This is a genomic window from Streptomyces sp. ADI95-17 (assembly GCF_003846175.1).
In the GTDB taxonomy this organism is placed as follows: domain Bacteria; phylum Actinomycetota; class Actinomycetes; order Streptomycetales; family Streptomycetaceae; genus Streptomyces; species Streptomyces sanglieri.
In genome coordinates this window covers 529,716-550,349 of record NZ_ML123049.1, presented here as the reverse complement: position 1 = coordinate 550,349, position 20,634 = coordinate 529,716, and the positions used below count along the sequence as shown (strand labels likewise).

General features: G+C 70.6%; 20 protein-coding genes. 7 read left to right on the top strand and 13 right to left on the bottom strand.

What is annotated here, in order from left to right; genetic code table 11:
• Positions 1-23: 23 nt before the first annotated feature.
• The 5 genes from EES42_RS29230 to EES42_RS29210 form a co-directional block, all read right to left on the bottom strand.
• Positions 24-224, bottom strand: coding sequence for a hypothetical protein (locus tag EES42_RS29230; protein WP_124721270.1), 201 nt, complete (start codon positions 222-224; stop codon positions 24-26).
• 265 nt (positions 225-489) lie between these two features.
• Positions 490-900 carry a rodlin gene (locus EES42_RS29225; protein ID WP_124721269.1) on the bottom strand — a complete coding sequence of 137 codons (411 nt, stop codon included), beginning with the start codon at positions 898-900 and terminating at the stop codon, positions 490-492.
• Between the two features lie 185 nt (positions 901-1,085).
• Positions 1,086-1,376 (bottom strand): hypothetical protein, encoded by a 291-nt coding sequence (locus tag EES42_RS29220; protein WP_124721268.1) that lies wholly within the window; start codon positions 1,374-1,376, stop codon positions 1,086-1,088.
• 249 nt (positions 1,377-1,625) lie between these two features.
• Positions 1,626-1,859, bottom strand: coding sequence for a chaplin (locus tag EES42_RS29215; protein ID WP_124721267.1), 234 nt, complete (start codon positions 1,857-1,859; stop codon positions 1,626-1,628).
• Positions 1,860-2,164: 305 nt separating this feature from the next.
• Positions 2,165-2,566, bottom strand: coding sequence for a rodlin (locus EES42_RS29210; RefSeq protein WP_124721266.1), 402 nt, complete (start codon positions 2,564-2,566; stop codon positions 2,165-2,167).
• Between the two features lie 528 nt (positions 2,567-3,094).
• Here EES42_RS29210 and EES42_RS29205 point away from each other — a divergent pair.
• A complete protein-coding gene (locus EES42_RS29205) occupies positions 3,095-3,925 on the top strand; it encodes a chaplin (RefSeq protein WP_277426145.1) in 831 nt (276 codons plus the stop codon).
• A gap of 105 nt (positions 3,926-4,030) precedes the next feature.
• On the opposite strand, the gene EES42_RS29200 is transcribed toward EES42_RS29205, so the two are convergent.
• The 5 genes from EES42_RS29200 to EES42_RS29180 all read right to left on the bottom strand — a co-directional run bounded on the left by EES42_RS29200 (position 4,031) and on the right by EES42_RS29180 (position 10,830).
• The gene (locus EES42_RS29200) at positions 4,031-4,966 is read right to left on the bottom strand and encodes a dihydrodipicolinate synthase family protein (protein ID WP_124721265.1); all 936 of its coding nucleotides are present in this window, start codon (positions 4,964-4,966) and stop codon (positions 4,031-4,033) included.
• A complete protein-coding gene (locus EES42_RS29195; RefSeq protein WP_124721264.1) occupies positions 4,963-5,952 on the bottom strand; it encodes an ABC transporter ATP-binding protein in 990 nt (329 codons plus the stop codon). Before EES42_RS29195 ends, EES42_RS29200 begins: the two co-directional genes overlap by 4 nt.
• A complete protein-coding gene (locus tag EES42_RS29190; RefSeq protein WP_124721263.1) occupies positions 5,949-7,940 on the bottom strand; it encodes a dipeptide/oligopeptide/nickel ABC transporter permease/ATP-binding protein in 1,992 nt (663 codons plus the stop codon). Before EES42_RS29190 ends, EES42_RS29195 begins: the two co-directional genes overlap by 4 nt.
• Position 7,941: 1 nt before the next feature.
• Positions 7,942-8,892, bottom strand: coding sequence for an ABC transporter permease (locus EES42_RS29185; RefSeq protein WP_124721262.1), 951 nt, complete (start codon positions 8,890-8,892; stop codon positions 7,942-7,944).
• 342 nt (positions 8,893-9,234) lie between these two features.
• Positions 9,235-10,830, bottom strand: a complete 1,596-nt coding sequence (locus tag EES42_RS29180) for an ABC transporter substrate-binding protein (RefSeq protein ID WP_124721261.1) — start codon at positions 10,828-10,830, stop codon at positions 9,235-9,237.
• 180 nt (positions 10,831-11,010) lie between these two features.
• Between EES42_RS29180 and EES42_RS29175 the strand changes: the two genes are divergently transcribed.
• The 5 genes from EES42_RS29175 (at position 11,011) to EES42_RS29155 (ending at position 17,122) form a co-directional block, all read left to right on the top strand.
• Positions 11,011-11,742 (top strand): FadR/GntR family transcriptional regulator, encoded by a 732-nt coding sequence (locus EES42_RS29175; RefSeq protein ID WP_124721260.1) that lies wholly within the window; start codon positions 11,011-11,013, stop codon positions 11,740-11,742.
• A 175-nt stretch (positions 11,743-11,917) separates the two neighbouring features.
• Positions 11,918-12,925, top strand: coding sequence for an acetylxylan esterase (locus EES42_RS29170; RefSeq protein WP_124721259.1), 1,008 nt, complete (start codon positions 11,918-11,920; stop codon positions 12,923-12,925).
• Between the two features lie 15 nt (positions 12,926-12,940).
• Positions 12,941-14,239 (top strand): GDSL-type esterase/lipase family protein, encoded by a 1,299-nt coding sequence (locus tag EES42_RS29165; RefSeq protein ID WP_241196643.1) that lies wholly within the window; start codon positions 12,941-12,943, stop codon positions 14,237-14,239.
• A 142-nt stretch (positions 14,240-14,381) separates the two neighbouring features.
• Complete coding sequence (locus EES42_RS29160) at positions 14,382-15,821, top strand: sialidase family protein (RefSeq protein WP_124721258.1); 1,440 nt, start codon at positions 14,382-14,384, stop codon at positions 15,819-15,821.
• Positions 15,822-15,928: 107 nt separating this feature from the next.
• Positions 15,929-17,122 (top strand): FAD-dependent monooxygenase, encoded by a 1,194-nt coding sequence (locus tag EES42_RS29155; RefSeq protein ID WP_241196642.1) that lies wholly within the window; start codon positions 15,929-15,931, stop codon positions 17,120-17,122.
• Positions 17,123-17,180: 58 nt separating this feature from the next.
• On the opposite strand, the gene EES42_RS29150 is transcribed toward EES42_RS29155, so the two are convergent.
• Together EES42_RS29150 and EES42_RS29145 are read right to left on the bottom strand one after the other, a co-directional pair.
• Positions 17,181-17,873, bottom strand: a complete 693-nt coding sequence (locus tag EES42_RS29150; RefSeq protein WP_124721256.1) for an ABC transporter ATP-binding protein — start codon at positions 17,871-17,873, stop codon at positions 17,181-17,183.
• Complete coding sequence (locus tag EES42_RS29145) at positions 17,870-18,994, bottom strand: ABC transporter permease (protein WP_124721255.1); 1,125 nt, start codon at positions 18,992-18,994, stop codon at positions 17,870-17,872. Before EES42_RS29145 ends, EES42_RS29150 begins: the two co-directional genes overlap by 4 nt.
• Positions 18,995-19,107: 113 nt before the next feature.
• Here EES42_RS29145 and EES42_RS29140 point away from each other — a divergent pair, with 113 nt between their 5' ends.
• Entirely contained in the window at positions 19,108-19,698 is a 591-nt protein-coding gene (locus tag EES42_RS29140; RefSeq protein WP_124721254.1) for a TetR/AcrR family transcriptional regulator, read from the top strand.
• Positions 19,699-19,776: 78 nt separating this feature from the next.
• On the opposite strand, the gene EES42_RS29135 is transcribed toward EES42_RS29140, so the two are convergent.
• Positions 19,777-20,475: a FadR/GntR family transcriptional regulator gene (locus EES42_RS29135; protein WP_124721253.1), complete on the bottom strand. Its 699-nt coding sequence runs from the start codon at positions 20,473-20,475 to the stop codon at positions 19,777-19,779.
• Positions 20,476-20,634 lie beyond the last annotated feature (159 nt).

Below are 20,634 nucleotides of genomic sequence, written 5' to 3'. Positions count from 1 at the left end.
GGCAAGAGTTCGACGGCGTCCGGTCACCCGTCGACGGCCTCGCCGGAGGTGCGGGCCGCGGGAACCCGGCTGCCCGCGCACGGCCGGTCCGGCCCTGCCTGCGGCGCGGGCTCCGGGCTGCCGTGGGCCGCCTGCCACTCGGCGAGCAGCCGGTCGTAGATGGGTGTGCCGTCCTGTGCGTGCCGCTGCCGGTCACGGGAGCGTTGACTGTCGTACTGGTCCATGTGTGGCACCTACCCGGTGCGGCGGGTGACGCCTGCCCGCACTACGGCAACCGGCCCAGTCCACCCGCTCCTTCGAGGGGCCGCCGCACCCCGGACACACGGGTGGGGCCGGCACATCCGGGCGGCCGGAGAACGGCTGCCGTGTGGATGTGACGACCCCACAGGTGATTCGATCACTGCTTGCAGGCGGGCTCGAAGCTGCCCGCGGCACGCTCCCCTGCCGGTTCGGAGAAGCCGGCGAGGAGCGTCCGGAGCGGGACGGGCCTCAGTTGTTGCCGGCGCCGTTGCCGGAGAGGATCGGGATGTCGTCCAGGATGTGCGAGAGCGCCTCGTCACCCTTGGCCTGGGTGGAGTTCTCCGTGCACTGCTGGTTCTGCGGCGAGGCCAGGACGTTGATGTCCTGGACCGAGATCGGGATGGCCCCGAGGACCGAGCCGACGTTGGCCTTGGCCGGCAGCGCGATGCAGGGCTTGTTGAGCGAGCCCTGGATGAGCGCGAACTGCGGGCTCATGTCGCCGTGGGTGGCGGAGTTGCCGTACGACTGGATGGCGTCGTTGCCGTTGACCGACGTCGTGCCACCGTCGTTGCCGATGGCCATGGCCTGCGGGGCGATCGCGGCGGAGACGCCGACGATCGAAGCAGCGACTGCTGCCGAGGCCATAATCTTCTTGATCATGAAATAGCCCTTCTGGGGTTTTCTGTTGCCCGCCTGTCCGGAGCGTCCTGATCAACTCACGACGACGGGGATGGTTGTGCCGATTCACTCGAACGGTGCTTTTACGTTCGGTTGTTCGCCGAATTCACAGCACCGGAGGAATACGAAAGGCCGGGACCGGCGGGGAACTGCCGCGGCGCTGTCGGTCAGCCGCCGACCGGCAGCCCGCCGATGAGCGGGGCCGCCCCCTTGGCCGCACCGGTGGCCTGGTCCGCCAGCTTGGTGACGGTGCCGTTCTTCTGCACCGACTCCGCGGCGCCGCCGACCGTGTCGACGATCGGGTCGACAGCCTGCGGGGCGCTCTCCACCACCTGGTTGATGCCTCCGTTGAGGCTGAAGTTGGGGGCCGTGGCGTTGGTGACGGCGAAGGCGGGAGCAGCCGTTCCGAGAGCAACCACGGAACCGGCAACGAACGCAGCAGTCTTCGCGTACTTCACTTTCGGGTTCCCTTCTGCAGCGGCATCTGTTCGGTCGCGCACCCGCGCCGCACGAGCCTTCTTTAGCCGTGCCATCTGCCGCTTTCGCCCTGGGTAACGATGCGGTTGCGACACGGCAACTGGACGGGGTCGCCTTTTCTGCGGGACCACCCGATCGAATGCCGGGAAGAAAGAAGGAAGGCCCCGGATCGCATCGAAATGCGATCCGGGGCCTTCCGGTCACGAGCGTTCGGCCCGTCCGACCGTGGGTCAGACGTTGGCGCAGGGGTTGCCGAATGCGGGGTTGAGCAGACCGATCACGTCCACGGTGTTGCCGCAGGCGTTGATCGGGACGTGAACCGGGATCTGGATGGAGTTGCCGGAGATGACGCCCGGGGAAAGTGCGGCGCCACCCTCGGCACCCGAGTCGGCGAAGGCGGGGGCGGCGACACCCAACGCCATCAGGGTTCCGGCGGCAATGGCGGCAACCTTGGTGTACTTCACTTTGTTCCCTTTCTTCGACGGAGTCCGAAGCGGCCACGTCTTTCGTGCCGCACGAGCGCGATACCCATCACCCGTAACTCCGCCGCTGCAATTCATAACGATTTAAGACCGTAGGCGAAACTCTTCTGCCGGAAGATTCTCAGAAAATCGCCCGATTGACGCAGCATCGATCACTCGATATCACCGGCGCGATCTTCCGACAATCCGATGCACCCATTCCGGGGAATGGCAGCAACAGGCCCGGGCCGCGCGGAGGAGGAACGCCGGCGGCCCGGGCCTGTCGTTACGGCTGGATCAGCTGCGGATCAGCTGTTGCCGGCACCGTTGCCGGAGAGCACCGGGATGCCGTCCAGGATGTGCGACAGCGGCTCGTCGCCCTTGGCCTGGGTGGAGTTCTCGGTGCACTGCTGGTTCTGCGGCGAGGACAGCACGTTGACGTCCTGGACCGCGATCGGGATCAGGCCGATGAGCGAACCGGCGTTGACCTTGGCCGGCAGGCCGATGCAGGGCTTGTTCAGGCTGCCCTGGACCAGGCCGAACTGCGGGCTGCCGTCACCGTGGGTCTCGGCGTTGCCGAACGACTGCGAGGCTCCGTTGCCGTTGACCGAGGTCGTACCGCCGTCGTCGCCGATGGCCATGGCCTGCGTCGCGCCCAGACCGAGGATGGAGGCGGCAACGGCACCCGTAGCCAGAACCTTCTTGATCACGATTAACCCTTCTCGTACTGGATGCCCCGTACCGGAGCCCCCTGCCCAACTCGCCACCGGGCGTTTGGTTCTCTCCATTCACCCGAATGCCCGGGGGCACGTACAGCAGTACGAAACGGCACTTCGGAAGGGTGCGGACGGAATCGTTCCGCCTCGTTGCTCCGCCCGCCTCCAACAGCCGTTCCACCCGGCGGGTCGGGCGTCAATAACACGCCGCACGGAGCCGGAACCGGTCCGTTCTCATAGTCCATTCGGGTGGTCACATAATTTCCACGGCCCTGCGAGTTTCCTCAACAACTTCTCCTCGTTATGAGTGACACAAGCGTGCAGGTTCGGGCGCTTGACCGGCAGAAGCAGGACTCATCACACGAAGAACGCCTCTTCGTGGTCTCTGCGCTTTCCGTGACCGCCGCTTGCCGAGTCATGCACGGGCGCCGCCGGGAGGGTCTCCCGGCGGTCTCCGCACCGGCCTGATGAATGAACAGCGAGCGTTCAGCTCGCACGGAATGTCCTAAGAAGGGGCAATCAATGCGAAAAGCCTTGAGTAAGAGCTTGCTGGTGATGGCGGCGGCGTCAGGGATCCTGACCGCAGCCGGCGGATACGCGTTCGCGGATGCCTCCGCCGACGGAGCGGCCATCGGCTCGCCCGGCGTCGGCTCGGGCAACAACGTGCAGGTGCCGGTGCATGTACCGGTCAACCTGTGCGGCAACACGGTGAATGTGATCGGCCTGCTGAACCCCGTCTTCGGCAACGAGTGCGTGAACAAGGGCGGATCCGGCACCGGGGGCCAGGGCGCGAGCGCCGAGGGCGGCGCGGTCGGCTCCCCCGGTGTGCTGTCCGGCAACAACGTGCAGGTTCCCGTGGACGTTCCGGTCAACGTGTGCGGCAACACCGTCGATGTCATCGGTGCACTGAACCCGGCGTTCGGGAACAAGTGCGGCAACGAGTCCGGTGAGCACGAGACCCCGCCGCCGCCCGTCCACCCGCCGCACAAGCCCCCGGTGCACCCGCCGCACAAGCCGCCGGTGCATCCCCCGCACAAGCCCCCGGTCCACCCGCCGCACAAGCCGCCGACGACGCACAAGCCTCCGCACCACCACCACCCGGACTGCCCTCCCACGCACCACAAGCCGCCCACCCACCACAAGCCCCCGACGCACCACAAGCCGCCCACCCACCACCAGCACTCGTGGCATCACCAGCACCCGAACCACCACAGTCCGGCCACGCACCACAAGCCGCCGCAGCTGGCGCACACCGGTGCCGACGCCAACCTGGGTATGGCCGGTGGGGCCGCCGCGGCCATGGTGCTCGGTGGAACCCTGCTGGTCCGTCGTACCCGCGCTTCGAAGGACTGACCTCTGCGGTCGGTGGATAGTCGCTAGACAGCGGAGCTGAGAACAGCGGTTCGTCGTCGCAGCCGGGGCTGTGACGCCGGACCGCTTTCCTGCGTTCGGGCCGGTTCACACCCGGCTGAGACCCGCCCGGTCCAGGCAGGCCGCGATCTCGGCGGTCTCCGCCACGTCCAGGCGGCGCATCGGCGCGCTCATCGCGTTCGTCCCGATGATCCCGCGCAGCATCAGTGCCGTCTTGAAGGCGCCGAGGCCCGCAGCGGTGGCGGACGCCGTGCCTGGACGGGCCGCGCGGACGATGTCGAAGAGCGCGACCAGGCGGTCCTGTTCGGCCCCGGCGGCGGCCCAGTCGCCCCGTACCGCTGCCTCGTGCAGACGTACGTAGCCGTGCGGGTCCACGTTGCCGAGCCCGGGGACCGAGCCGTCCGCGCCGGCCAGCATCATCGCGTCGACCACCAGTTCATGCCCGGTGAGCACGGAGAACTCCGGGAGTTCACGGGCCCCGATGGCCAGGCGGCGGAACGAGCCGTCGTCGCCGCTGGAGTCCTTCACCCCTGCCAGCACACCGTCAGCGGCGAGCGGCAGCAGCAGTTCCGGATCGAGCTTGCTGTGTACGCAGACCGGTACGTCGTACGCCAGGACCGGCAGGTCGAGGGCGGCGGCGATATCGCGGAAGTGGCGGTCGATCTCGGTGGGGTGCGTGCGTGTGTAGAAGGGGGCGGTGGCGACGACGGCGTCGGCGCCGAGTCCTTCGGCGGCGCGGGCCCGCTCGATCGCCCGGTCGGTGGTGGTCTCGATCGCTCCGACGAGTACCGGGACCTGGCCGGCGCAGGCGGAGGTGATGACCTCGATGACCTCGTCCTGCCGGCCCGGGGTGAGGTAGGCGGTCTCGCCCGAGCTGCCGAGGACGAACAGGCCGCTGACGCCGCCGTCGAGCAGATGGCCCACGACCCGCTCCAGGGAGGGCCGGTCGATCTCGCCGTCCGCGGTGAGCGGGGTGACGACGGGCGGGATCACGCCGGTCCAGCGGGGGTTCCGGGCAGTCATGCGGTGCTCCTTGCGGACGGTACGGGGGACGTGGGGATCTGGGGGTGGACGCAGTGCCGGCGGTGTCCGTCCGGGCCGGACGTCGCGGCGGGGAAAGCCGTGGCGCAGTCGTCGTCCGCCTTCCAGCAGCGGGTGCGGAACGGGCAGCCGGACGGCGGGTTGGTGGCCGAGGGGACGGGACCGGTGAGCACGATGCGCTCGGTGGTCTCCAGCAGGCTCGGGGTCGCGGAGAGCAGTGCCTCGGTATAGGGGTGCGCGGGCGCGCCCGCCACATCGGCTGCCCGCCCCTCCTCGACGATACGGCCGAGGTAGAGGACGGCGATGCGGTCGGCGAGGTAGCGCACCGTCTGGATGTCGTGCGAGATGAACACCATGCCGAGCCCCAGGCGTTCGCGCAGGTCGACCAGGAGGTTGAGGACCTGGGCGCGTACGGAGACGTCGAGGGCGGAGGTCGGTTCGTCGGCGACGATCAGTTCCGGTTCGAGAGCCAGGGCGCGGGCGATGGCGACGCGCTGGCGCTGGCCGCCGGAGAGCTGTCCGGGAAGGGCGGCGAGGGTGTGGCCGGGCAGGCCGACCAGGTCCAGGAGCTCTTCGACGCGTGCCTCGCGTGCCTCGCGGGTGCCCCGCTTGTGCACATCGAGCGGGTCGCGGAGGATCCGGCGGACCGTGAGCCGGGGGTTGAGGGCCGTGGACGGGTCCTGGAAGACGACTCCGACGGCGGAGCCGAAGTCGTCGCGGCGCTCGGCCGCCGACATCGCCCACAGGTCGCGGCCGTGGAATCGGACCTCGCCCTCGGTGGGCTTCTGCAGTCCGGTCAGTACCCGGGCCAGGGTGGACTTGCCGCAGCCGGACTCGCCGACCAGGCCGACGATCTCGCCGCGCCGGACCTCCAGGGTGGCGTCGGTGAGGGCGTGCACGGCGTCCCGGCGGAAGAGTCCGCCGCTGCGTGCCTTGTGGCGTACATGGACGCCGTCGATCCTGATCACAGGGCGCTCCCTTCCAGCTGGGCGGCGGTCGCGGGGTGGTGGCAGGCGAAGCCGTGGTCCTTCGCGGCGTCGCGTGCGGTGAGTTCGGGTGCGGTGGTGCGGCACAGGTCGGTGGCGGCGTCACAGCGCGTGGCGAAGCGGCAGCCGGTTCCGAAGCCCTGGGGCGCGGGGACGATGCCGCGGATCTGGTGCAGCCGGTCGGCGCCGGCCTCCAGTGAGACGACCGAGCCGAGCAGGCCGCGGCTGTAGTGGTGGGTGGGGCCGGTGAGTACGGAGCGGGTGGCGCCGATCTCGGCGAGGCGGCCCGCGTACATCACGGCGACGCGGTGCGAGAGGTCACCGACGAGCGCGAGGTCGTGCGAGACGAGGACCATGGCGAAGCCGAGTTCGTCGCGCAGTTCCACGAGGAGTTCGACGACCTGGGCCTGGACGGTGACGTCCAGGGCGGTGGTCGGTTCGTCGGCGATGAGCAGGCGGGGGTCGCGGGAGAGCGCCATGGCGATCAGGACGCGCTGGCGCTGGCCGCCGGAGAGCTCGTGGGGGTAGCTGCGCAGGGTGCGTTCGGGGGCGAGGCCGACCAGTTCCAGGAGTTCGGCCGGGGTCTTCGTACCGCCGCGTGAGGTGAGCTGCTTCAGCTGGGTGCCGACGAGGACGGAGGGGTTGAGGGAGGAGAGCGCGTCCTGGTAGACCATCGCGATCTCCGGGCCCATCAGTGCGCGGCGTTCCTTGGGGGCGAGTTCCAGGAGGTTCCGGCCGCGGTACAGGATCTCGCCGCCGACCTCGGCGTTGCGGGCGAGCAGCCCCATGACGGCGAGGCTGGTGATGGACTTGCCGCAGCCGGACTCGCCGACCAGCCCGAGGGTCTCGCCCTCGTGGACGGTGAAGTCGAGCGAGTCGACGACGGGGATCTGCCCGTAGCGGTCGGGGAAGCGGAGCGACAGGTCCCGTACGACGAGCAGTTCGGCGGCGTCGTCCGGTACCGGAGTGATGGCCGGCCCGGTGGCGTTGATGCGGTCGGCGAGCCTGGTGAGGGCGGCGTCGATGTCCGCGGTGGCGGCGGCCTCGAGCGGGTCGGGGGCGGTGGCCCCGGTGGGGTCGGGGGCGGTGGCCCCCGTGGGGTCGGCGGCGGCCTTGGCGCGGCCGGGCGCGGCGGAGGCGTCGGTGAGGCCCTCGGAGAGGATGTTGAGGGCGAGGACGGTGATCAGCAGGGCGAGGCCGGGGAAGAAGGTGGCCCACCAGCCGCCGGCGAGGAGGATCTGCCGGCCGTAGGCGAGGACGCTGCCCCAGCTGGGGTCGGGGTCCTGCACTCCTGCGCCGATGAAGGAGAGGCTGGCCTCGAAGATGATCGCCTCGGCGACCATGACGGTGGCGAACACCATGACCGGGGCCATGCAGTTGACGGCGACGTGGCGCAGCACGATGTAGCCGCGCCGGGCGCCGATGGCCTTCTCGGCGGCGACGTAGTCCTCGCCGTACTGGGCGAGCACGTTGGCGCGGACCACGCGGGCCAGCGACGGTGTGTAGACGAAGGCGATGGTGAAGATGATCACCGGGACGCTGGTGCCGAAGACCGCGACGAGGACGGCGGCCAGCGCGATCGGCGGGAACGACATCACCACGTCGAGGGTCCGCATCACGGACTCGTCGCCGAGCCTGCGCGAGGTGGCGGCGATCGAGCCGAGCAGCGCGCCGGCGATCAGCGCCACGGCGGTCGCGCCGAGGCCGATGACCAGCGAGTAGCGGGAGCCGTGCACGACGCGGGCGAAGACGTCGCGGCCGGCCCGGTCGGTGCCGAACCAGTGGGCGCCGTCGGGTGCCTGCACCGGGGTGCCGGTGGTCAGCGGGTCCTGGGTGAACAGTGGGGCGAGTACGGCGCCGAGCACGACGACGATCAGTACGCCGAGGGCGATGCGGGAGGTGACCGGGAGGGAGCGGAACGCGATGCCCGGTCGGGACAGCTTGTTGGCCAGACGGCCGGTGGCGAACATGTCACACCGTCCTGATGCGCGGGTTGACCAGCAGATAGAGCAGGTCGACGATGACGTTGACCACCAGGAACGCGATGGCGATGGTCAGTACGGTGCCCTGGACCAGGGCGACATCGCCGCCGGTGACACCTTCGAGGATGAGCTTGCCCATGCCGGGGAGATCGAAGATCGCTTCGATGACCACCGCGCCGCTGAGCATGTAGCCGACCTTGATGCCGAGCACGGTCAGCGGCGTGACGAGCGCGTTGCGCAGCACCGAGCGGATCACCAGCAGCGGCGGGAGGCCGTTGCCCCGGGCGGTGCGTACGTAGTCGCGGTCGAGTTCGGCGACCATCGAGGTCCGTACGAGGCGGGCGAGGGACGCGGAGACCGGGAGCGCGAGCGAGATCGCGGGCAGGGCCATGGTGGTGAGCCAGCCGCTGAAGGAGTCGGCCGGATTGGTGTAGCCGCCGGTCGGGAAGATCCGGGTGTTCAGTGCGAACTGCTGGATGAGAAGCACCCCGAGCCAGAAGGACGGGATGGCGACCCCGGCCATGGAGACCACCCGGAACAGCTGGTCGGGCCAGCGGTCCCGGTACATCGCGCCGACCACTCCGAACAGCACCGCCAGCACGACCGCGAGGAGCAGTCCGAGGAGGGTGAGTTGGAGGGTGAGCGGGAAGGCTGCGGTGATCCGGTCGGCCACCGGCTGGCTCGGCGGGACGGTCATCCCGAGGTCGAGGTGGAGCAGTTGGCCGAGGAAGTGGAAGTACCTGACCGGGAGCGGGTCGTTGAGGCCGTTGGCCTCGGCGAAGGCCGCACGGGCCTCGGGGGTGGCGCTCTCCCCGAGCGCGTTGAAGGCCGGGTCGACCGGCGAGAACTGCAGCACCACGAAGACGAGCAGCGCGATGCCGAGGATCATCACCGGCATCATCGCGACGCGACGCAGCGCGAGCCGGAGAAAAGCAACCATCGTCGGGTTCCTTGCGGTTGGGCGGTGTGGCGGTCCTGGCACGGGGGGCGTCACGAGGGGGGGGCGCCACGAGGGGGCGTCACGAGAGGGGCGTCACGAGGGGGCGGGGCGCGGGGTGCCGGACCGGTCTGTCGGCCACCTGTGACATGTCACGGGTGCGGCGTCCGCCGGGCGGCGGCTCGGTGACATGTCACAGCGATGACATGTCACAGGTGGCCTGGCACAGGTGGCCTGTCACCGGTGACCTGCCACAGCTGGCCTGTCACCGGTGACCTGGCACAGGTGGCCTGTCACCGGTGACCTGGCACCGGTGACCTGGCACCGGTGACCTGTGCGCTTCGGTCAGGCGCGGGTGACGTCCAGGAAGGAGAGGCCCGTCGTGGGCAGCGGCTTGAAGCCGGGGAGGGCCTTCTCGTTCCATGCCGTGGGCAGCTTGCGGTGGAGGATCGGGTAGAGCGCGGCCTCGTCGGCGACCAGGTCGGTGACCTCGCCCCACAGTTCCTTGCGCTTGGTCTCGTCGGCGGCCTGGGCAGCCTTGTCGAGGGTCTGCCTGACCTTCTTGTACGCCGTGGACCTGCCCCAGCCGTAACGGCTCTCCGGCCAGAAGCCGTAGTAGAACCAGCGCAGCAGGAGGTCGGCGTCGTTGCCGAAGACGGACGGGTCGCCGGGGGCGACCAGCACCTCGAAGGCGCCCTTGTCGACCTTGGCGTACTGGGCCGGGGACTGGGCGATGTCGAGGGTGACCTTGACGCCAGCCGCCTCCCAGCTCTCCTTCAGCAGCGGGGCGATGTCCTTGACCCAGCCGGTGTCGGTGGTGAGGACGGTGAAGGAGAGGTTCTCGACGCCCGCGTCGGCGAGCAGCTTCTTGGCCTTCGCCACGTCGTGGGTGTAGACCGTGGCGGCCTTGTGGTAGTCGGGGTGGGTGGCGGGAACGTACCCGGTGGCGGCTGCGGCGTTGCCCACCATCGCCGTCGAGATGATCTTCTCGGTGTCCAGTGCGTAGTGCAGCGCCTGGCGCACGCGCTTGTCGGCGAACCGCTTGTCGGCGGTGTTGAACATCAGGAAGAGCAGGCCGAAGGACTGCACGGACTCGGTCTTCGAGGCGCCGGCGAGGCGCTTGACGTCGATGTAGGGGACGTCCTCGATGGCCTGGACCCGGCCGGACTCCATGGCGCTGACTCGGGCGGACTGGTCGGACATCAGCCGCCAGATCATCTTCTTCGCCTTGGCCGGGTGGGGGCCGTTGTACTTGTCGTACGCCTCGAAGACGATCTTGTCCTCGCGGGTCGCCTCGATGAACCGGTACGGTCCCGAGCCGACCGGCTTGGCGTCGAACGCCTTGGGGTCCGGCTCGACGATCTCCTTCGGGACGATCCGGGCCACGGCGATGCGGGACGGGAAGAGCGCGAAGGGGTACTTCAGCTTGAACTCGACCGTGCCGGCGTCGACGGCCTTCACCGCGTCGATGAAGGGCACGAACTGCGCCATGAGCGAGGCGTTCTTCGGCTCCAGGATGCGTTCGAAGCTGAACACCACGTCGTCGGCGGTGACCGGAGATCCGTCGTGGAAGGTCGCGCCCTTGCGGAGAGTCGCCCGGTAGGTGGTGGCGTTGATCTTCTTCGGCAGCTCGGTGGCAAGTGCGGGACGGGCCACGAGTGTTGCCGGATCGAGATCCACGAGGCCCTCGAAGATGTGCATATTGGCGGCGTACGGGGTGGCGCCCGAGGTGATCATCGGGTCGAAACCGGTGGACAGGGGGTACGAGAGACCGGCCTCGATCAGACCGCTGTCGCTGCCCTTGTCCGCCGAGCCGTCGGCGGTCGACGACGGACCGCCGCAGGCGGAAAGGCTCGCCGTGATGGCGGCTGCGGCACCGATGGTGCCGGTGTATCGCAGGAAGGTGCGGCGCTCGACACCGGCTGGTCTCAGCTCGGGCACGGGTCCTCCAGGGACGTCGAAGGTGGAACGTGAGGGGGATCTGGCGGGGAAACGGGGGGCGGGACGCAGGATCGCGGGGGATCAGGAACCCTGGGCATCAGACGTCAGATGTCTGATGCCTTGATAGCGTGGGAACGTAGCTGGACAATCGAGAGGGGTCAAGAGGTGGGGAGTTCACATATGTCCGGTGCGAAGCCCGGCCGGCAGTTGCTCCGGCAGGAAGTGGTCGAGGGCATCAAGCGCTACATCCTCGAAGAGCGCCTTCGCCCCGGGGATCCGCTGCCCACCGAGCCGGCCCTGTGCGAGGCGCTCGGCGCCAGCCGCTCCAGCGTCCGCGAGGCGGTCAAGATCCTCGCCGCGCTGGACATCGTGGAGGTGCGGCACGGGCACGGCACGTACGTGGGCAGGCTGAGCCTGTCGGCCCTGGTGGAGAGCCTGACCTTCCGCGGACTGCTCTCCCCCGACGACGACTTCCAGGTGATGGCCGACCTCGTCGACGTACGCGAGCTCTTCGAGCGCGGGATGGCCGACCGGATCGTCTCGCTGCTCAGCGAGGAGCAGCTCGACAAGCTGGACGGCCTGGTGACCACGATGCGCCGGACCGGCGCCCAGGACGGGCACGGCTTCGTCGAAGCGGACCGGGCGTTCCACGCGCTGCTGGTGGCACCGCTCGGCAATGAACTGATCGGCCAGCTCTCGATGGCCTTCTGGGACGTGTACACGATCGTCGCGCCGCACCTCGACGGATTCACGCACGCCGACGAGATGGCGACGATCGTGGCCCACCAGAACATCGTGGACGCCGCACGGGCCGGGGACATCACCGGTTTCATGAAGGCGCTGGGCGAGCACTACGCCCCGGTCAGGCGCCGGATCTGCGAGGCCCGCGCCCGCGACAGCGCCCTGGACTGACCCGCGGACCGGTGCCACCGGCCCCGGCCCGTGATCCGCCGGCCGGGCCCTTGACGGCCATCGCGATGACTGCCTAGGGTCCGTGTGCCGCCAGGACATCTGACGTCTTCTGTCTCGATGCCCGGCGTTCACACCCCGGTGTTCACACCCCGGCGCTCCCCAGGAGGGCACCTCCATGCCGTTGACGGACCTCTCGCTCGCGGACTGCCGCGCCTACCGGCCCGAACTGCCGGTTCCGGACGGCTTCGACGCCTTCTGGTCGAGCACCCTGAGCGAGGCGCCCGCCGCCGAAGGTCCGGTGCCGAAGCCGGTGTTCGCGCCCGTGGACACCGGGCTCACCCAGATCCATACGTACGATGTGACATTGCCCGGTTTCGCCGGACGTCCGGTCCACGGCTGGCTGCACCTGCCGGCCGGGGCCGCCGAACCCCTCGGCTGCGTGGTCGAGTTCCTCGGGTACGGGCGTGGGCGCGGCCTGGCGCACGAGAACACGCTCTGGGCGTCCGCCGGTCACGCACACCTGATCATGGACACCCGCGGCCAGGGCTGGTCGGCCGCGGGCGGTTCCACCGCCGATACGGACGCCGGGGCGGCCGGCACCGTACCCGGCTTCCTCACCCGCGGCATCGAGAGCCCCGAAACGTACTACTACCGGCGGGTGTTCACCGACGCGGTGCGCTGTGTCGAGGCGGTGCGCGAGCATCCGGCGATCGATCCGGACCGGATCGTCGTGACCGGGGTCAGCCAGGGCGGCGGGATCGCCCTGGCGGTGTCGGGGCTGGTGCCGGGGCTGGCCGGGGTGATGCCGGATGTGCCGTTCCTCTGCGACTTCCGGCGCGGCGCGGAGATTGCGGGCCGGCCGCCGTACACCGAGATCGCCGAGTATCTGAAGCTCCACCGCGACCGCACCGGGGCGGCGTTCACCACCCTGTCGTACTTCGACGCGGCGCTGCTCGCCACCCGTGCCACCGCTCCCGCGCTGTTCTCGATCGCGATGATGGACGAGATCTGTCCGCCCTCCACGTGCTTCACCGCGTACAACCACTACGCGGGGCCCAAGGACGTACGCGTCTACGAGTTCAACGGGCACGAGGGCGGCACGGCGTATCAGCAGCGGGAGCAACTGGCCTGGGTGCGTTCCCTGTTCGCAGGCCCGCCGTCGGGGCGGGCCGGCCACTCCTGACCGGAGGCACCTTCCGTGCGCAGACGATCCATGCTTCTCGCCGCCGGCGCGGCAGCCCTGAGCGCCCGGTTCGGCGGCCACGCCTTCGCCGCCGCTCCGGGCGGCGATCCGCTCCTGGACCACGACACCCCCGTGGACCTGGACGGCAGCGAGTACGTCGACCTGTCGAACAGGGTCGGCGAACTCGCCCCGCTCACCGCGGGGACCATCCTCGTCACCTTCCGTACCACGAGCCACAACGAGGCGATGACCCTGCTCAGCGCCTCCGATCCGACCGGGCCCTCCTCCGACATCACTCTGAACCTGAGCGGCGGCGCCCTTCGGTTCTCCGTGCGCGAGAAGGGTGCGGTGCTGGTCAATGTCATGACCAGGACACGCTACGACGACGGTCTGCTTCATACCGTCGCCGTCACCGTCGACTCCTCCGGCACCCGGCTCCACGCCGGCGGACGCACCGTGTTCGAGACGTCGAGGCACTTCTTCTTCGCCGATGTCTCCGGGCTGGACTCACTCGCTCTCGGCGGCAATCTCGACAGCGACCACCCAGGGGGCGAATGGTTCTGCACCGGCACCATCGAGCGGGCCGCGGTCTGGGACCGGGTGCTGGGCGAGGCCGAACTGGTCGCGCACAGCCCCCGTCCCGACCTCGCCGATCTGGGCCGGATCTCCACGGTCCTGAACAGCGACACGCCCGCCACCTGGGTCGTCACCGGTGACAGCATCACCCATGGCGCCCTGCACACCAACGGGTGGCGCAGCTATCCGGAGCACTGGACGGAACGGGTCCGCTGGGAGCTGGGCAAGCCGAAGAACCGTGACTTCGTGATCGATTCCGGCGTGAGCGGCGCCACCAGTGCCGAACTCGTCGCCCGGTTCGGGGAGCGGGTCACCGCCTTCTCGCCGCGGGTGGTGTCGATCATGATCGGTACGAACGACATCGCGACGTCCGGCCTCGGCCCGGAGGCCTACCGGGCCAACCTCGTCTCGCTCGTCGGCTCGGTGCGGGCGCTGCCCGGCTCGCCGGTGCCGGTGCTCCAGTCGCCCAACCCGGTCGATCCGGCGAAGTGGCCCGGCCGGGTGGGACTTTCGCGGTACGCGCAGGTGATGGGCGAGGTCGCGGCGGCGCAGAACGTGGTGTTCGTCGACCACTACGACGACTGGCTGAACGGCAACGGCGGCCAGGTCCCGCTGTCGCTGCTCAATGACGGGCTCCACCCGGACGAGCGGGGCCACCACCGCCTCGCACTGAAGATGATCAAGGACTTGCGGGTCTTCGACCCCGGCAGCCGGGTCTGCTCGCTGCGCGTCCCGTAGCGGCGCGCCCGAGTCCGCACCGGCCCGCACCCGGTCCCCGGCCCCGCCGGGCCCGGCCCGGCCTTGCGAGGGGCGCCGCCCCTCGCGAGAAGCACCTTCCCTTCCAAGAAGCACATCCCCCTTCCGAGAAGAGAGATCGTCCATGCAGCGAAAAGTCTCCGTCGCCCTGCTCAGCGCCGCCATGCTGGTGGTCACCGCGACCGGCAGCGCCCAGGCCGCCTCACCCGCCCCCGGTCAGCTGACCTCGCAGGACCTGACCGTCGACGGAGTGGGCTCGCCCCACTACCGCATCCCGGCGCTCACCACCTCGGTCAAGGGCACGGTGCTCGCGGCCTACGACGCCCGTCCCACCCTCGGCGACCTGCCGGGCAACATCTCCATCGTGCTGCGCCGCAGCACGGACAACGGTGTGACATGGCAGCCGCAGCAGGTGGTCCGCAAGGACGCCGCGCCCAAGGGCTACGGCGACCCGAGCCTGCTCGTGGACCGCACCACCGGCCGGATCTTCCTGTTCTACGCGGCCTCGGTGAACCAGGGCTTCTTCGGTTCGGGCACCGGCAACGACGAGAACGACCCCGATGTCCTCCAGGCCGACTACAGCTACTCCGACGACGACGGGGTGACCTGGACCCATCGCCGTATCACCAAGCAGATCAAGAACCCCGCCTGGGCGGGCATGTTCGCGGCCTCCGGCGAGGGCATCCAGCTGCGCCGGGGCCCGTACGAGGGCCGGCTGATCCAGCAGTACGCCGTCCGCGTCAACGGCGCCAACTACGCGGCCAGCGCCTACAGCGACGACCACGGCGAGACGTGGAAGATGGGCAATCCGGTCGGTCCCGGCGGTGACGAGAACAAGACCGTCGAGCTGTCCGACGGCAGGGTCATGCTCAACAACCGTTCGAAGCCGTACCGGACGATCGCGTACTCCACCGACGGCGGGGTCAACTACACCCCGTTCACCAAGGACACCCGGCTCACCGATCCGGCGAACAACGCCTCGGTGATGCGGTACGCACCCGATGCCGCGCCGTCCGACCCGCAGTCGTCCTGGCTGCTGTTCAGCAACACGGAGGACGCCTCCGCGCGGCGCAACCTCACGGTGAAGATGTCCTGCGACAACGGGAGGACCTGGCCGATCCGGAAGGTCGTCGACCCGGGCGCCGCGGCCTACTCGACACTGACCCGGCTCGCGGACGGCCGCCTCGGGCTCCTCTACGAGCGGGCCGACTACCAGCACATCACCTACTCGTCCTTCGACCTGAAGTGGCTCGGCGGCACCTGCGCCGACATCACGATCACCCCGCCCACGACACTGACGGCAGGCAGCGCCGCCGAGGTGACGGTGCGGGTGGTCAACCGGATGGACGTGCGCCGTGACCGGGGCACCATGGATCTCACGGTGCCCGGCGGATGGACGACGCGCCAGGTCGTCGTCCCGGCGCTCAACCCGGGCCAGGGGGCCGATGTGAAGGTCCCGGTGACGGTCGCCGCGGGCGCCTCGGGAGATGTCACGCTCACCGCCACGTACCGGGCGAACGGCAGGCAGGCGTCCGGCAGCGCGACGGTGACCGTGGCTCCGTAGCGCGCCGCACCTCCGGGAGGTGCCGCGTGTCCCCGTCCCGCGCCGGACCGGGTGCGACGATGAGGGCGTTCAGCACCTCCCGGAGCGTCAGAACAGGTGGTAACGCGGTGGCAGTGACAGGCTTACGCATCGGGGTGGTCGGCGGCAGCATCGCCGGCTGCGCGATGGCGATCGCGGGGGCGCGGGCGGGGGCGGACGTCACCGTCCACGAGCGCAGCGACGGCGAGTTGCAGGACCGGGGGTTCGGCATCGTCATCCCGCCGCCGCTCCACCGGGAGCTGGTCGCGGGCGGGTATCTGGGCGCGGACATGCCGACGACCCCGGTCGCCACCCGGGTCTGGCTGGCACGGGCACCGGGGCGGCGGTCGGCGCGTGAACTGGCCCGGCAGCAGGCCCCGGTGGCGCCGTGCAACTGGGGGCTGCTGTGGCGGGCGTTGCGCGCCAACGCCGGGAGCGGCGCCTACCACCGCGGGCGGCCCGTCGCCTCTGTCGGGCATACGGCCTCGGGCGGTGCCGTGATCCGTACCGCGGCCGGCGAGCGGGAGTACGACCTCGTCGTCGGGGCGGACGGGCACCGGTCAGTCACCCGCGAGCTGGTCGCACCCGAGGTGCGGCCGGTTCCCGCCGGGTATCTGGTCTGGCGGGGCACGATCCCGGCCGCCGCCCTGCGTGACCATCCGGCGCAACTGGAACTGCTGGAGAGCTCCTGGGTCACCCTGGGCTTCCCCGGCGGGCACGGTGTCTTCTATCTGATCCCGGGAGCGTCCACGGGTTCCCGGCTGCTGGCGTACGCCGTCTACGCCTCTCCCCCGCACGCCGGAACGGCGCCGGACGCCCCGGTCTCCGCCGCGTACGTGCGGGACATCGCCGAGGAGCACTTCCCCGCCGAGTGGGCCGACATCGTCGCCCGGGGCGAGCACACCTCCCAGGCGCTCCACCCGGTGGCCGACTTCGTGGTGCCCCGGGCGGCGGAACCCCCCTTCCTGCTGGCCGGCGACGCGGCGAGCGTGACCCGGCCGCACACCGCGAGCGGGGCGGTCAAGGCGCTCCAGGACGCGCTGTGTCTGGAGCGGTCGCTGCGCGCCTCCGCCTCGGCGGCCGAGGCCCTGCACCGGTACGCGGACGAGCGTTCCGCCGAGGGGGCCCGCCTGGTCGGCCTCGGCCGCAGGCTGGGGCGTGCGCTGGTCGAGAACGCGCCCGACTGGCCGGCGATGGGGCCCGCCGAGGTGGCGGCGCTGAGCCGTGCCGCGCTGGACGGCGACGACAGCTATCTGTACGGCAGCGTCCGGCGACAGCGGTGACGGCGGGTTCAGCGGCAGCGGCAAGAGGCGGGGTCAGCCGCAGCGGTAGATGGCGGGTTCAGCGGCCGGGCGGTGCGGACCGGGTCGCGTCGGCGGCCAGTTCGGCCATGTCCACGACCCGGTCGGCGGCCTCCGCGACGGCCGGGTCGTGCGTGGCGACGACCGTGACGCAGTCGTCCTGGCGGGTGCGTCCGGCGAGGAGCGCGGCCAGTTCACCGGCCTGCGAGCGGTCGACGGCCGCCGTCGGTTCGTCGATCAGCAGCAGCTTCGGGGAGAGGAAGAGCGCACGGGCCAGGGCGACCCGCTGGCGTTCGCCGCCGGAGAGCTGTTCGGGGCGGTGGCGCAGGCGGTGGCCGAGGCCCACCCGGGTCAGTGCCTCCTCGGCTCGGGTCCGGTGCGTGCGGGGGCGTCGGCCGCCGATGTACACGGCGGCGAGCAGCTGGTCGACGGCAGTCAGTCCGGAGAGCAGGTTGCCGCTCTGGAACATGTAGCCGATCCGCTCCCGGCGGGCCCTGGCGCGCTGGGCGTCGCTGAGCCCGGCGAGGTCCTCGCCGTCCAGCAGTACCTGCCCGGCGGTGGGCCGCAGCAACGCTCCCGCGACGGCGAGCAGCGTCGACTTGCCGGAGCCCGACGGGCCGACGAGGGCCGTCATGCGGCCGGGTTCGAAGGTGGCGTCGAGGCCGTCGAGGACGGTGGTACGGGCGTCGGCACTGCCGAACTCGACGGTGACACCGGTCAGTTCGAGGCTCATCGGTTGGCTCCCAGCATGGTCAGCGGGTCGGCTCGGGTGACCCGGCGCAGGGTCAGGACGGTGCCCGCGAGACCGACGGCGACGACGGTGCACATGGTGCCGGCGAGGGTGGTGGCGGGCAGGCTGAACGGCACCTGTTCACCGACCAGCAGCCCGACCGCTCCGGCGAGCACGGCGCCCGCCGCGGTGCCGAGGACGACTACCAGGGCCGCCTGGAGCACGGTGTGGGCGAGGAGCCGCCGACGGGAGGCGCCCAGTGCGCGCAGCAGGGCGAGTTCGGGCTGCCGCTGCACGGTCCACACGGCGAAGAAGGCGCCGACCACGAGCGGGGCGATCAGGTAGAGGAAGATCTGGATCGAGTTCATGGTGACGCGCTCGCCGGTGTAGCCGGGGGCCGCCTCGTACACCTTCTCCTTGGTGAGGGTGGTGGTGGAGTGCCGCGCGTCGAGGGTGGCGGCCGAGGTCTTGGCCGGCGGGGTGCGCAGGGCCAGGGCGCTGAACTGGTCGGGGATCGTGGCGGCGGCGGACGCCGGGGCGCCCGGGGTGCTGAAGCGGATGCGCTGCCAGGTCTTCAGCGGGACGTAGGCGACGGGCACATGGCCGTAGGCGGAGCGCTCGGTCAGCCCGACGACGCGCAGTTGGATGCCGAGCCGGTCGATGATCAGGGTGTCGCCGACGCGTACGCCCTCGTCGGCGAGTTCGGCGGACATCACGATGCTGTCCGGCTTCCCGTCCGTGAGGCCGTCGCCGTCGGTGACCGAGGGGTTGAGGAAGGAGCCGGGCTCGACGCCGAAGGCGGCGAGGTCGACCTCGGCGCCGCGGTTCGTCGTGCCGCGGGTGATGGCGACACCCAGCGGGGTCGTTTCGGTGTCCGCGTCCGCGCGCCAGGCGGCGGCGGTCTTCTCGTCGAGGAGACTGCGGGCGAACTGGTCGGACCGGGCGTCCGAGGAGAAGACCAGCTGCGCGGCCGGGAGGCGGCGCAGCGCGGAGATGGTGTCGTCACCCAGGCCGGTGGTGAAGCCGGAGACGATGCCGACGAGTGCGGCGACGAGCACCACGACGGACCCCATGAGCAGAAAGCGCCCTCGGGCGGCGCGCAGCTCCAGCAGAGCGAGGAACACGGTGGTTCCCTTCGATGGATCGATGTTAGGGACGGTGCGTCGCCAACATAGATGATGGGGACGCCGCGTCGCCAAGTGGGGTCGGAAGTGCGCCGGGCTTCTAGACTGGGCCGGTGCCCAGGATCAATGCCGCCACCGTCGCCGAGCACCACGCCCAGCAGCGGCTGGCCCTGGTGCGGGCGGCGCGTGAACTGCTGGAGGGCGGCGACGCCGAGGCCGTGACCTTCACCGCGGTCGCCAGGGCGACGGGCCTCGCCCGCAACAGCCTGTACAAGTACTTCCCCGGCCGCCCCGAACTGCTCGCCGCGGTCGTCGAGGACGCGATGCCCCGCTGGACGGACGCCATCCGTGCGGGCATGTCGGCGGCCGGCACGCCCGAGGAGAAGATCGCCGCCTATGTGTCGTCCCAGCTGGAGCTGGTGCGCGGCGGAGAGCACCGGATCGCCCGGGCACTGGCCGGCGTCCGGGACGAGGCGGTGGTGCGGGAGAGCGCGGTGCGGGCGCACCGGGAGCTGCTCACCCCGCTGATCGGCGCGCTGACCGAGCTGGGCGAGGAGGACCCGCGACGCACGGCGCTGCTCCTCCAGGGAATCGTCAACGCGGCGACAACGGCGATCGAGAACGGCGACGACTCCGGGGCAGTGACGGACCGGGCGGTACGGATGGCCGTCACCGCGATCACCGGGGCGACGCCGGGGCGGTGAGAAGCGGGCGGGCACGCCCGCCCACGGGGCCAGGAACGGTTGCGGGTCCGGCGAGGGCTCCCGGCCGGGCGCGCCCGGCTACCCGAGGGGCGACGGTTCGAGGCGGGTGCGGATGCCGTCGAAGTGGGTGCGCATGGCGCGGGCCGCTCGTTCGCCGTCGGCCGCGGCGACCGCCTCGACGATCTCGCGGTGCTGGGCGCAGGTGGCCACCGGGTCCTGATGGCCGTCGTCGAGGTCCTCTCGCACCCGGTCCATGGCCGCCCAGAACGCGTCGAGCACCTCGCTGAGCAGGTGGTTGTCGAGCGAGGCGTAGAGCGCGAGATGGAAGGCGCGGTCGGTGGAGCGTGCGACCCGGCCGCCGTCACGGGCCTCGCGCTCCATCTTCGCGACCAGACCGCGCAGCACGTCGAGGTCCTCGTCGGGGATGCCGGCCGTGACGGCGCCGACCAGACCGGCCTCCAGTGCCTCCCGGACCTTCATCAGCTCGAAGAGGCCCGGTTCGCCCTGCCGGTGACGGACCGCGGCGCGGAAGGCGAGCCCCTCGGCGAAGGGGGACAGCGAGAGCGAGCCGACGAAGGTCCCGAAGCCCCGGCGGATCTCCACGACGTTGACGGCCTGGAGTGCCTTGAGGGCCTCGCGCACCGAGACCCGGCCGGCCCCGAAGAGATCCATCAGCTCGGTCTCGGTGGGCAGTGCGTCGCCGGGGGCGAGCCTGCGTTCCAGGATCAGTTCCTTGACCCGGCGCTCTATGTCCTGAGCCATGGTGGGGCGCGACACAACGACCTCCCGAGGTGCGATTGCCCCTTGACCGTTCGCAGGAGCATCTGTTTAAGGTGAGCCGGACATAGGACATCTTACGTCTCACGTCTCGGTCCATGCAGCCGTTCCGGGCACGGACCGGCGCGTCGACCGAGCCTTCGCCCGAACCCCCGACCG